The 12,626-nt window shown below is 68.3% G+C and carries 10 protein-coding genes; 7 read left to right on the top strand and 3 right to left on the bottom strand.

Features of this window, described 5'->3' with window-relative positions; all coding sequences use genetic code 11:
* Positions 1–4 precede the first annotated feature (4 nt).
* Both ACIRPX_RS11205 and ACIRPX_RS11210 read right to left on the bottom strand, forming a co-directional pair.
* Entirely contained in the window at positions 5–826 is an 822-nt protein-coding gene (locus ACIRPX_RS11205) for a hypothetical protein (RefSeq protein WP_404191585.1), read from the bottom strand.
* Positions 827–856: 30 nt separating this feature from the next.
* A complete protein-coding gene (locus tag ACIRPX_RS11210) occupies positions 857–1,147 on the bottom strand; it encodes a hypothetical protein (protein WP_404191588.1) in 291 nt (96 codons plus the stop codon).
* 336 nt (positions 1,148–1,483) lie between these two features.
* Here ACIRPX_RS11210 and ACIRPX_RS11215 point away from each other — a divergent pair, with 336 nt between their 5' ends.
* The 7 genes from ACIRPX_RS11215 (at position 1,484) to ACIRPX_RS11245 (ending at position 12,421) form a co-directional block, all read left to right on the top strand.
* The gene (locus ACIRPX_RS11215; RefSeq protein WP_404191591.1) at positions 1,484–3,619 is read left to right on the top strand and encodes an ABC transporter family substrate-binding protein; all 2,136 of its coding nucleotides are present in this window, start codon (positions 1,484–1,486) and stop codon (positions 3,617–3,619) included.
* A 137-nt stretch (positions 3,620–3,756) separates the two neighbouring features.
* The gene (gene typA, locus ACIRPX_RS11220) at positions 3,757–5,664 is read left to right on the top strand and encodes a translational GTPase TypA (RefSeq protein WP_404191594.1); all 1,908 of its coding nucleotides are present in this window, start codon (positions 3,757–3,759) and stop codon (positions 5,662–5,664) included.
* 539 nt (positions 5,665–6,203) lie between these two features.
* On the top strand, positions 6,204–7,241 hold the full coding sequence (locus ACIRPX_RS11225) for an ABC transporter permease (RefSeq protein ID WP_404191597.1): 1,038 nt from the start codon (positions 6,204–6,206) through the stop codon (positions 7,239–7,241).
* Positions 7,242–7,323: 82 nt separating this feature from the next.
* Positions 7,324–9,132, top strand: a complete 1,809-nt coding sequence (locus ACIRPX_RS11230) for an ABC transporter substrate-binding protein (protein ID WP_404191600.1) — start codon at positions 7,324–7,326, stop codon at positions 9,130–9,132.
* Between the two features lie 95 nt (positions 9,133–9,227).
* Positions 9,228–10,208 carry an ABC transporter permease gene (locus ACIRPX_RS11235; RefSeq protein ID WP_404191603.1) on the top strand — a complete coding sequence of 327 codons (981 nt, stop codon included), beginning with the start codon at positions 9,228–9,230 and terminating at the stop codon, positions 10,206–10,208.
* 21 nt (positions 10,209–10,229) lie between these two features.
* A complete protein-coding gene (locus tag ACIRPX_RS11240; protein WP_404191606.1) occupies positions 10,230–11,291 on the top strand; it encodes an ABC transporter ATP-binding protein in 1,062 nt (353 codons plus the stop codon).
* 11 nt (positions 11,292–11,302) lie between these two features.
* Complete coding sequence (locus ACIRPX_RS11245) at positions 11,303–12,421, top strand: ABC transporter ATP-binding protein (protein ID WP_404191609.1); 1,119 nt, start codon at positions 11,303–11,305, stop codon at positions 12,419–12,421.
* Here the strand turns inward: ACIRPX_RS11245 and ACIRPX_RS11250 are convergent.
* The gene (locus ACIRPX_RS11250; RefSeq protein WP_404191612.1) at positions 12,418–12,618 is read right to left on the bottom strand and encodes a DUF397 domain-containing protein; all 201 of its coding nucleotides are present in this window, start codon (positions 12,616–12,618) and stop codon (positions 12,418–12,420) included. The genes ACIRPX_RS11245 and ACIRPX_RS11250 overlap by 4 nt on opposite strands.
* Positions 12,619–12,626 lie beyond the last annotated feature (8 nt).

Consider the following 12,626-nt stretch of genomic DNA (forward strand, 5'->3'; position numbering starts at 1 on the left):
CTCACTAGAAGAATCGCGGATCGTCGAAAGCGCCCGAGGCGAGCAGATAGACGTAGAAGTCGGCGACCGCCACGCTCACCAACGACGCCCAGGCGAGCAGCATGTGACGGGCGTTCAGTCTTCCGACGAACTGCCAGGCCCGGTAGCGCACGGGATGCTTGGAGAAGTGCTTGAGCTTGCCGCCCACGATGTGCCGGCAGGAGTGGCAGGAGATCGTGTACGCCCAGATCAGCGCGATGTTGACCAGGAACACGACGGTGCCGAGGCCCATGTGGCCCCAGTTCTCGTCCGTGTCGCGGAAGGACAGCACCGTGTCGTACGTCAGCACGCACGCGACCAGGATCGCCGCGTAGAAGAAGTACCGGTGGATGTTCTGCAGGATCAGCGGGAAGCGCGTCTCGCCGGTGTACTTCTTGTGCGGCTCGGCCACCGCGCAGGCCGGCGGGGACGCCCAGAAGCCCCGGTAGTAGGCCTTGCGGTAGTAGTAGCAGGTCAGACGGAAGCCCAGCGGGAAGATCAGGATGATGATCGCCGGGGAGATCGCCCACCAGTCGCCGAAGAGATCGGCGTTGGGGCCCGAGGGCATGTGCTGGCAGTTGGTCGCCAGGCAGGGCGAGTAGAACGGGGAGACGTACGGCGCCGAGTAGTAGTCCGCGTTCGCGAAGGCCCGCCACGTGGAGTACACGATGAAGGCGAGCAGACCGGCCGCGGTGGCGGCGGGGGCCAGCCACCAGCGGTCGGTGCGCAGGTGCGGGGCGTCGATCGCGGCGCGCGTACCGGTCCGTACGCCGCCGCTGTTCAGATGTGGTTCCGTACCAGTGGCCAACTCATGACTCCGGTCGGTGTCGGGGGGCGCTCAGTGGTGGTCGCCGTGGTGCGCACCCAGTCCCTCGTCGTCCGTGTCGACCCACAGCGAGTCGTCGTACGGGGTGTCGGGGATGGTGACGAGCTCGGGCTTGCGTGGTGCGGCCGGACTCGACGCCGCCGCGCGCAGGAGCGCGACGCTCTCGCGCAGGTGGTCGGCGTCGGCGCGGACGCGGCGCATGTCCAGCCCGCCACTGCCCAGCTGCTTCTCCAGGCGGCCCACGGACCGGGACAGGTCGTCCAGGCAGCGCTGCATTGTCGTCAGGTCGTCTTGCACGGACATGACGTGACCTCACTTCCATGGGCCGTCGGGCCCCAGGTGGCAACGTTCATGCGCCTGCGAGTGTTGCGCGTCACACCTGCCGGTGGGAAGGGATGTGCAGCGATTGGCGGATTGCACGCCTCCACGTGCACGCCCGCATGCGCTCTGTATGCGCCCCCGGCGCACGTTGCGCCGCACGAGTGACCTTCCCCGCGCCCGCCGCCGTGTCGCCGTCGAGAGACGAACCCTTTCCTCTTCAGTGGGGCCATAGATCTGATCAGCTCCAAAATACCGCCAAATGTGATCAGAGCCCCATTTATGTCCCCGGCCGGAGCGGCTGCTCGGAGGTAGGAAGAGATGTCCCACGACGGCGTCGGACCCGTGCCTGTCCGTCCCAGCGCTGCACTGCGGTCGGCCGCGTTCCTGGCCGTGGGCGCGCTCGCCGTGTCCGCGCTCACCGGCTGCAGCGCCGAGGACCCGGCGGGCAAGCCGCTCGCGGGGCCGGACGTCGCGCCCGCCGCGCGCGACCTGGTCGCCGACGGCGGCACACTGCGTTGGGCCGTGGACGACGTGCCGGAGACGCTCAACTCCTTCCAGTCGGACGCCGACGCCGCCACCGGACGGATCGCGCAGGCCGTCCTGCCGTCGATGTACCGGATGGACCGCAAGGGGCGGCCGGTGCGCAACGCCGACTACCTGGAGTCCGCCAAGGTCGTCAAGACCGAGCCCAAGCAGGTCGTGGTCTACAAGCTCAACCAGCAGGCGGTGTGGAGCGACGGCCGGGAGATCGGCGCCGCCGACTTCGCCGCCCAGTGGCGCGCCCTGTCCGGCAAGGACAGCGCGTACTGGACGGCCCGCAACGCCGGCTACGACCGCATCGGGAAGATCGAGCGCGGCGCCAGCGACCTGGAGGTCAAGGTCACCTTCGCGAAGCCGTACGCCGACTGGCGGTCGCTGTTCACGCCGCTGTACCCCAAGGACGTCATGGGGACGCCGGACGCCTTCAACGACGGCGCGCGCCGCAAGCTCAAGGTCACCGCCGGACCCTTCTCGCTGAAGCAGGTCGACACCAAGAACGACCAGGTCACCCTGGTCCGCAACCCGCGCTGGTGGGGCCGGCCCGCCAAGCTCGACGCGATCGACCTGAAGGCCGTGCCGCTCGACAAGCGGGCCGAGGCGCTGGCCGACGGGAAGCTCGACCTGGCCGAGATCGACCCGTCCGACGCCGACCGCTTCGCCCTGGCCGGCCGCGCCAACGGCACCGGCACCCCGCTCATGGGCCCCGGCTCCCGGCGCGCCCCCGCCAAGGCCCTGCAGGGCTTCACCGTCCGCAAGTCGCTGGAGCCCGCCTACACCCAGCTCGCCCTGAACGGTTCCAAGGGCCCCCTGGCGGACGAGCGCGTCCGCCGGGCCGTGGCCCGCGCCCTGGACCGGCTCTCGCTGGCCCGGACCGTGCTCAAGCCGCTCGGGCTGCCCGCGTTGCCCGTCGGCAGCCATCTCGCCCTGTCCGGGCAGGCCGTCTACGCCGACGGCAGCGGCGCCCTCGGCGGCCAGGACACCGCGAAGGCGCAGGCGCTGCTCGAGGACGCCGGCTGGGTGCGCGGCGGTCCGCTCGCCGAGGAGAAGGAGAAGGAGAAGGACAAGGGCGAGAAGGCCGCGGGCGCGGCGGGCAAGAAGTCCGACGACGAGTCCGACGGCGACGACGGCACGTACATCGTCGGCGAGGACGACAAGAACGGGGACAGCCGCGGCGGGGACGACAAGGACCCCAGGGACCACGCGCCGAGGCAGGAGAACGGCAAGGGGGGCGAGGAGGGCGGCAAGCACCTCGCCGACGGCCGGCAGTACACCGGGCGGCAGGGCGGCGTCCCCGGCGCCTACGCCCCCAAGGGCACCGCCGCCCCGGCGGGTCTCGCGGCCCGCCCGCTGGCCAAGAACGGCAAGCCGCTCACCCTGAGCTTCGTGCTCCCGTCGGGAGCGGGCTCCGAGGTGCTGCGCACCGTCGCCGACCGGATCGGCCGCATGCTCGAGCGGGTCGGCATCACCACGCAGATCACCAAGGTCCCCGACGACAGCTACTTCAAGGACCACATCGCGTCCGGCCAGTTCGACCTCGCCCTGTACTCCTGGCCCGCCTCCGCCTTTCCCGCGACCGACGCGCGGCCCGTCTACGCCAAGCCGGTCCCGGCCGCCGACGGCTCCCTCGACGTCGAGCAGAACTACACCCGCGTCGGCACCGACCAGGTCGACCAGCTCTTCGACCAGGCCGCGTCCACCCTGGACGGCAGCGAGAGCCGCTCCCTGCTGCGCAAGGCGGACTCGCGCATCTGGGCCGCCGCCGGCTCCATCCCGCTCTACCAGCGCCCCCAGCTGACGGCCGCGAAGAAGGGCCTGGCGAACGCCGGCTCGTTCGGGTTCCGCACACCCGTCTACGAGGACATGGGCTTCCTCAAGAAGGGGGCCAGGCCCTCGCCCGCACCCTCCGGCGACTGAGCCCCCCGGCCCTGCGAAAGCCACCCCCGCCGGGGCCACGTACCATGGGGTAAGGCCGTGGCGTGTCCAGCCCGGCAGGGCCCGCGTCACACGGACGTACGCGAACGGCCTTCCTCACACTCCAGGAGTACGCCTTCATGGCCACGCGCCACGACATCCGCAACGTCGCCATCGTCGCCCACGTCGACCACGGGAAGACGACCATCGTCGACGGCATGCTGAAGCAGGCCGGTGCCTTCGCCGCCCACCAGCTCGACTCGGTCGACGACCGCATGATGGACTCGAACGACCTGGAGCGTGAGAAGGGCATCACGATCCTCGCCAAGAACACGGCGGTGAAGTACCACCCCAAGGACGGCGGGGACCCGATCACCATCAACATCATCGACACCCCCGGCCACGCCGACTTCGGCGGCGAGGTCGAGCGCGGTCTGTCGATGGTCGACGGCGTCGTGCTGCTGGTGGACGCCTCCGAGGGCCCGCTGCCGCAGACCCGCTTCGTGCTGCGCAAGGCGCTCCAGCAGCGCCTGCCCGTCATCCTGTGCATCAACAAGACGGACCGCCCGGACTCCCGGATCGACGAGGTCGTCAACGAGACCTACGACCTCTTCCTGGACCTGGACGCGGACGAGGAGCAGATCGAGTTCCCGATCGTCTACGCCTGCGGCCGTGACGGCATCGCCTCGCTGACCAAGCCGGAGAACGGCACCGTGCCGGCCGACTCCACCAGCCTGGAGCCGTTCTTCTCCACGATCCTGGAGCACATCCCGGCCCCGACCTACGACGAGGGCGCGCCGCTCCAGGCCCACGTCACCAACCTGGACGCGGACAACTTCCTCGGCCGTATCGCGCTGCTCCGCGTCGAGCAGGGCGAGCTGCGCAAGGGCCAGACCGTGGCCTGGATCAAGCGCGACGGCAGCATCGCCAACGTCCGCATCTCCGAGCTGATGATGACCGAGGCGCTCACCCGCAAGCCCGCCGAGAAGGCCGGTCCGGGCGACATCTGCGCCGTGGCCGGTATCCCGGACATCATGATCGGCGAGACCCTGGCCGACACCGAGAACCCGGTCCCGCTGCCGCTGATCACGGTCGACGAGCCCGCGATCTCGATGGTGATCGGCACCAACACCTCGCCGATGGTCGGCCGCGGCGGCTCCGGCAAGGGCGCCGACGCGAAGGCGGCCGTCAAGGACCGCAAGGTCACCGCCCGCCAGGTCAAGGACCGTCTCGACCGCGAGCTGATCGGCAACGTCAGCCTGCGCGTCCTCGACACCGAGCGGCCCGACGCCTGGGAGGTCCAGGGCCGTGGTGAGCTGGCGCTCGCCATCCTCGTCGAGACCATGCGCCGGGAGGGCTACGAGCTCACCGTCGGCAAGCCCCAGGTCGTCACCAAGGACGTCGAGGGCAAGGTCTACGAGCCGGTCGAGCGCATGACCGTCGACGTGCCCGAGGAGCACATGGGCGCCGTCACCCAGCTCATGGGCGTCCGCAAGGGCCGGATGGACAACATGTCCAACCACGGCTCGGGCTGGGTCCGCATGGAGTTCGTGGTGCCCTCGCGCGGTCTCATCGGCTTCCGTACCGAGTTCCTGACCCAGACCCGCGGCACCGGCATCGGCCACTCCATCCACGAGGGCCACGAGCCCTGGTTCGGCACGCTGACGACCCGCAACAACGGCTCGCTGGTGGCCGACCGCTCCGGTGCCGTCACCGCGTTCGCGATGACCAACCTCCAGGAGCGCGGCGTGCTCTTCGTGGAGCCGGGCACCGAGGTGTACGAGGGCATGATCGTCGGCGAGAACTCCCGCGCCGACGACATGGACGTCAACATCACCAAGGAGAAGAAGCTCACCAACATGCGGTCCTCGACGGCCGACGTGGCCGAGTCGATCGTGCCGCCGCGCAAGCTGTCGCTGGAGCAGTCGCTGGAGTTCTGCCGCGACGACGAGTGCGTCGAGGTGACCCCGGAGGCGGTCCGCATCCGCAAGGTGAACCTGGACGCCCGCGAGCGCGCCCGCGCCGCGAGCCGCGCCAAGCACGGCTGATTTCACCTGGGTTGAAGCCCGGTCGCCCCAAGTGTGGGGCGACCGGGCTTTTTGCAACCGGTTTTCGGGCCGACCGCGTCCGCAATGCGGACCGACGCGCCCGATAGCCATGTAACACGTCCGTTTCGCGGCCTTCTCCTCCGAACACTTTGTCCAACTTTTGGAAGCTCTACGCGTCAGCTGTGACTGAATTGAGATTTACAGACGGTGGTCGGCCTCCTGCTCATGGCAGATAGTTAGCCGCGTAGCTCGGGTCAATGGGCCAGGCGCTGTGGGGCAGCGCCCGACTCACGAGCACCCGGGGGTGTCTGACCGTCCGTCAGGGGTGTCGGAGGGCAGGAACGTACCCCCGCCTGTTGGTGGACACGTGGAGTCATGAGGAGGAGCCCCATGTGCGGTGTCACAAGGGTCAGGTGGTTCGGTTCGTCGCTTCCAGCTGTGTGATCAGGTCCTAGAACTACGCGCGTTCCCCTGGGGGGTTCGCGCGTCCTCGCGGTAACAGGAACCTCTCACACCCACACCTGTGAAATGGGCGAACTGTGACAAGTCCTATCGACGTCGAGGGCAGCGGCGACACGTCGGTCGTGGTCGACGGAGCGATGCAGCCACCGGCGGCAGACGAGGCCAGGGAACTTCAGGGCCGGTCTCCCGGCCAGCTGATGTGGATCCGCTTCAAACGCGACCGAACCGGCGTGGTCTCGGCCGGTGTTGTGGCGTTCTTCTTCCTGATCGCGGCGGCGGCCCCACTCATCGCGAAGCTCTACGGCAAGAACCCCTACACCGTGTACGCGGACGAGCGCCCCGAGCTCTTCGACAGCGCCGGTGTGCCGGTACAGCCCAACGGCGGTATCAGCAGCGAGTTCTGGTTCGGTCTCGAACCCGGCAACGGCTACGACGTCTTCACCAAGCTCCTCTACGGCATCCGCACCTCGCTCATGATCTCCCTCGCCGTCACGGTCGCGACCGTCCTCACCGGCATCCTCCTCGGTGTGACGGCCGGTTATCTCGGCGGCAGGGCCGACTACTTCATCAGCCGGCTCATCGACTTCCTGCTCGCCTTCCCGGCGCAGCTGTTCTTCATCGCCAGCATGCCGGTCGTGGTGTCGCTGTTCGTCAGTCCGACCGACGAGACACCGGTCTACGTCCGGGTGGTCGCGCTGATCATGGTGCAGTGGTTCCTGGGCTGGATGAGCCTCGGACGCATCCTGCGCGGCACCACACTCGCCCTGCGGGAAAGGGAGTTCATCGAGGCGGCCCGGGTGAGCGGAGCGCCGCCCTGGCGGATCATCCGCCGGGAGATCCTGCCGAACGTGGTCACGCCGATCCTCGTCCAGGGCACCTACATGCTGCCCAACTTCGTGACCGCCGAGGCCGGTCTGTCCTTCCTCGGCGTGGGCATCGTCGAACCGACGCCTGACTGGGGCCAGATGTTCTCCAAGGCGTCGACCGAACTCGTGATGCAGAACGACATCACCTACATGTTCTTCCCCGGCATCTCGATGATCATCTTCATCGTGGCCTTCAACCTGCTCGGGGACTCGGTCAGGGACGCCTTCGATCCCAAGACGGCGCGCTGACCCACGGATTGGGCGTCCTCGCCCGGATACCGGATGGCACATCCTTCGCACTGGTGACACACAGATGGGTGGAAACTGAGTGATGAGTAAGGGCGGACGCCACGCATACGCCGCACTCTCCGTGCTCGCGGCCGGCGCACTCGTGCTGACCGGTTGCAGCAAGGGCGGCAGCGACTCGGGGAACAACAACAAAGCGGACAAGGAGAACGCCCAGCGGCAGCAGGAGTCCATCAAGTTCGGTGACGCCTCCGACTCCCAGGGGCCGGCGGCCGCGGTCCCGGGCGCCAAGAGCGGCGGCACCATCGCCGTGCCGCAGCGCGACAGCCTCGCCCACCTGGACCCGGGGCAGATCTACGTCTCCAACGAGAGCCAGATGGCGCAGCTCTACCACCGAGGGCTGACCGGCTTCAAAGCGACCAGCAACGACGGCAAGCAGCACGAGGTCGTCGGTGACCTCGCCACCGACTCCGGCACCACCACGGACGGCGGCAAGACCTGGAAGTACACGCTGAAGGACGGCGTCAAGTGGGAGGACGGCTCCCCGATCACGTCCAAGGACGTCCGGCAGACCTTCGAGCGGCTCTTCGCGCCCTTCATCAACCAGGGCCCCACCTACATCCAGCAGTGGATGGCCAACACGCCGGGCGCCGACTACCGCAAGCTGCTGCCGGACGGCCCGTACAAGGGCAAGCACCTGCCGAACAGCGTCCTGGAGACGCCGGACGACAAGACCGTCGTCTTCCACTTCAAGACGGCGCGCCCCGACCTGCCGTACGCGCTCGGCATGGTGGGCTACGCGCTGGTGTCCCAGAAGGGTGACACCAAGGAGAAGTACGACAAGAAGCCGGTGGCGAGCGGCCCGTACAAGATCCAGTCGTTCAAGTCCGGCAAGTCGATGGTGCTCGTCAAGAACTCCAACTGGGACCCGAAGACTGACCCGCTGCGGCACCAGTACGTCGACCAGTTCAACATCACGTTCAACCAGCAGTACGAGGACTCCACCAAGGCGCTCATCGCGGACAGCGGCGCCGACCAGACCTCGGTGAGCTTCCAGAACTCGGTCGACGCGGGCAACCTCTCCAAGGTCCTCAGCGACCCGAAGATGAAGTCCCGTACGGTCAAGGGCTATCAGCCGTTCGTGGGCCAGATCAACATCAACCTGAGCCACCCGGCGATGCAGGACAAGAAGGTCCGCGAGGCCATCGCCTACGCCCTGCCCGTCTCGCCGTTCCAGCGCGCCTACGGCGGTGGCGAGGCCATGGAGATCCCCGGCGGCCTGATCAGCCCGACGGTCAGCGGCTACGACCCGAACTTCGACCCGTGGGGCAAGAAGGAGAAGCCGGCCGGTGACCCGGCCAAGGCCAAGAAGCTGCTCCAGGAAGCGGGCAAGACCGGCATGAAGCTGACCTTCGGCTACATCAACACCCCTGAGGGCCAGCAGTACTCCACGGCCATGGCGGCGGGCCTGAAGAAGGCCGGCTTCGACGTCCAGCGCCAGGAGATCCCGGCCGAGTCGTTCTACGACCAGGTCAGCAAGATCAAGAACAACTACGACATCTTCAACACCAACTGGGGCGCCGACTGGCCGTCCGCCTCGACCGTCATCCCGCCGCTGTACGACGGCCGGACCATCGCCGACGGCGCGTCGAACTACTCCCAGGTCAACGACCCGAAGATCAACAGCGAGATCGACCGCATCAACCAGATCACCGACCCGGTCAAGGCCGCGGCCGAGTGGGAGAAGCTCGACAAGTACATCGTGAAGGACGTCGTCAACGTCGTCCCCACCGGTTACTTCAAGCAGGTCCAGATCGCCGGTTCCAGGATCGGCGGACTCGCCTACGACGACATCATCGCCGGCATCGACCCGCGACGCCTGTACGTCAAGTAACCGCCGCCCGACCTGGTGTCCGGCGCGTCGGCCCGCCTCGTGCGGCACGCGCCGGGCACCGCCCGGTCCGCTGACGCCTGAGAGCTGCCACTGCCATGCTGCGCTTCCTCGTCCGCCGGTCGCTCGGCGCCCTCGTCATCCTCTTCCTGCTGAGTATCGTCGCGTTCCTGCTCTTCTTCGGCATGCCCCGGGACCCGGCACTCCTGATGTGCGGCAAGGGATGCACGCCGGCCAACGTCGCGAACATCCACCATGTGCTCGGCCTCGACAAGTCGATCCCCGAGCAGTACTGGATCTTCCTGCACAACCTCGTGGTCGGGAGCGACGGATTCGCCCAAGGGCCCTGCCCCGCGCCCTGCTTCGGGTACTCGTACCACACCAACGAGGAGGTCTGGGGCACGCTGATGGACCGGCTGCCCACCACCGTCTCGCTCACGCTGGGCGGCGCCGTCTGCTTCCTGGTCCTCGGTCTGGGCACCGGGCTGATCGCCGCCTGGAAGCGCGGCACGCTGGTCGACAAGACGTTCACGGCCGGGGCGATGGTGATCAGCTCGATGCAGATCTACTTCCTCGGCCCGCTCGCCCTGGCGGTTCTCGTCTACCAGGCCCACGTCTTCGACAAGCCCGTCTACCACCCCATCTCCAACGACCCCCTCGCCTGGTTCGCCGGGCTGCTGGTCCCCTGGGTGGTGCTGTCCACGATCTTCGCCTCGCAGTACACCCGTATGGCGCGCTCGTCGATGATCGAACAGCTCCAGGAGGAACATGTGCGCACCGCCCGCGCCAAGGGCATGTCGCGGCGCTACGTCTTCTTCCGCTACGCCTGGCGCGGCTCGCTGATCCCCATCGTCACCATCTTCGGCATCGACCTGGGCTCGCTGCTCGGCGGCGCCATCATCACCGAGTACACCTTCGGCCTTCCCGGGCTCGGGCGGCTCGCGGTGGAGGCGGTGCAGTTCAGCGATCTGCCGCTGCTGCTGGGCGTGATGCTGTTCTCGGCCACCATGATCCTGCTCTGCAACATCGTCGTCGACGCCGCGTACGCCTGGATCGATCCGCGCGTGCGGCTCGCCTAGGCCGGGTATGAGGAGACTGTCGTGACCACTGTGACCAAGGAAGCAGGGGCTCCCGTACCGGCCGACGCGGGAGCCTTCCTCTCGGTGCGTGACCTGCATGTCAGCTTCAAGACCGAGGACGGCGTGGTGAGGGCCGTCGACGGCCTCTCCTTCGACCTGGAGCGCGGCAGGACGCTCGGCATCGTGGGCGAGTCCGGCTCCGGCAAGTCCGTCACCAACCTGACCATCCTCGGTCTGCACAACCCGATGTTCACCACCGTCGAGGGCGAGATCCTGCTGCAGGGGCAGGAGCTGACGACGGCACGGGAGTCGGAGCTGGAGAAGCTGCGCGGCAACAAGGCCGCCATGATCTTCCAGGACCCGCTCACCGCCCTCTCGCCGTACTACACGGTGGGCCGGCAGATCGCCGAGCCCTTCATCAAGCACACCGGGGCCTCGAAGAAGGCCGCCTGGGAACGGGCCGTGGAGATGCTCGGCAAGGTGGGCATCCCCCACCCCAAGGAGCGGGCGAAGGACTACCCGCACCAGTTCTCCGGCGGGATGCGCCAGCGGGCGATGATCGCCATGGCGCTGGTCTGCGACCCGGACCTGCTGATCGCCGACGAGCCGACGACCGCGCTGGACGTGACGGTCCAGGCCCAGATCCTCGACCTGCTCAAGAGCCTCCAGCAGGAGTTCGGCTCGGCGATCATCTTCATCACGCACGACCTCGGGGTCATCGCCGACATGGCCGACGACATCATGGTGATGTACGCGGGCAGCGCGGTGGAGCGCGGTACGACGAGAGAGGTGCTGCGGGCTCCGCAACACCCCTACACCTGGGGTCTGCTGAACTCCATGCCCCGGCTGGACTCGGACCTCGCCGCCCCGCTGGCGCCGATCCCCGGCGCTCCGCCCTCCCTGCTGAACCCGCCCTCCGGCTGCCGGTTCCACCCGCGCTGCGCGTTCCGGGACCGCGTCGGCGGGAACCGTTGTGTCACCGAACGTCCGCTGCTGGGCCCGGACCGCGACTCCGCGTGCCACCTCACGGCGGAGCAGAAGCACACCATCTTCGTGGAAGAGATCAGGCCCCGTCTGGGCTAGGAGGAGACGGCATGACAGAGGACCTCGTCCTCCCCGCTCCGCGGGAGACGGCCGGCGGGCCGGAGGGGGAGCCGCTGCTCGAAGTCAGCGGGCTCACCAAGCACTTCCCGGTCAAGGGCGGCTTCCCGATCCGGCGCACCATCGGCGCCGTGCAGGCGGTCGACGGCATCGACCTGACCGTGCACGTCGGTGAGAGCTTCGGCCTGGTGGGGGAGTCGGGCTGCGGCAAGTCGACCACCGGCCGGCTGATCACACGGCTGCTGGAACCGACGGCGGGCACGATCTCCTACCGCGGGCAGGACATCACCCACGCCGGCCGCAAGCAGCTGGCGCCGATCCGCTCCGAGATCCAGATGATCTTCCAGGACCCCTATTCGTCGCTGAACCCGCGGCAGACGGTGGGAAAGATCATCTCGGGCCCGATGGAGATCAACGACATCAATCCGGCGGGCGGGCGTGAGAAGCGTGTGCGTGAGCTGCTGGAGATCGTGGGCCTCAACCCCGAGCACTACAACCGCTTCCCGCACGAGTTCTCCGGCGGTCAGCGCCAGCGCATCGGGGTGGCACGGGCGCTGGCCCTGGAGCCGAAACTGATCGTGGCCGACGAGCCCGTCTCGGCCCTGGACGTCTCCATCCAGGCCCAGGTCGTCAACCTGCTCCAGAAGGTGCAGCAGGAGCTGGGCATCGCGTTCCTGTTCATCGCCCACGACCTGGCCGTCGTACGGCACTTCTCGCACCGCGTGGCGGTCATGTACCTCGGCAAGATCATCGAGGTCGGCGACCGCACGTCGATCTACACCCGCCCGCGCCACCCCTACACGCACGCCCTGCTCTCCGCCGTTCCGGAGGTGACCCTCTCCGCGGACCAGGAGGAGGCCCAGCGCGAGCGCATCCGGCTCGCCGGCGACGTCCCGTCCCCCATCTCCCCGCCCTCCGGCTGCCGCTTCCGCACCCGCTGCTGGAAGGCACAGGACAAGTGCGCCACGCAGGAGCCGCCCCTGGTCCGCATCTCCGGCAACCACGAGGGGCACCTGACGGCCTGCCACTTCCCGGAGGAACCGTCGATCGAGGCACGGACGGAGGACATCGTGCTGGACCCGGCGCTGACGGTACGGGAGGAGGACGCCTAGCCCTGCGGGGGGTGCGGGGTCTTCAGGGCGTCGATGAAGGGGGTGAAGGCCTCGGCCGGGAAAACGAGGGTTGCTCCGGCCGGGGTTTTGGAGTCGCGGACGGCTATGCGCGTGGGGTGGGGCGCGATCTCCACGCAGGCGTTGCCGTCGCCGCTTCCCGAGTACGAGGACTTCCGCCAGTTGTCGGGGGTGACCATCGGGTGCC

It is taken from the genome of Streptomyces sp. NPDC101225, from assembly GCF_044767585.1.
GTDB lineage: Bacteria > Actinomycetota > Actinomycetes > Streptomycetales > Streptomycetaceae > Streptomyces.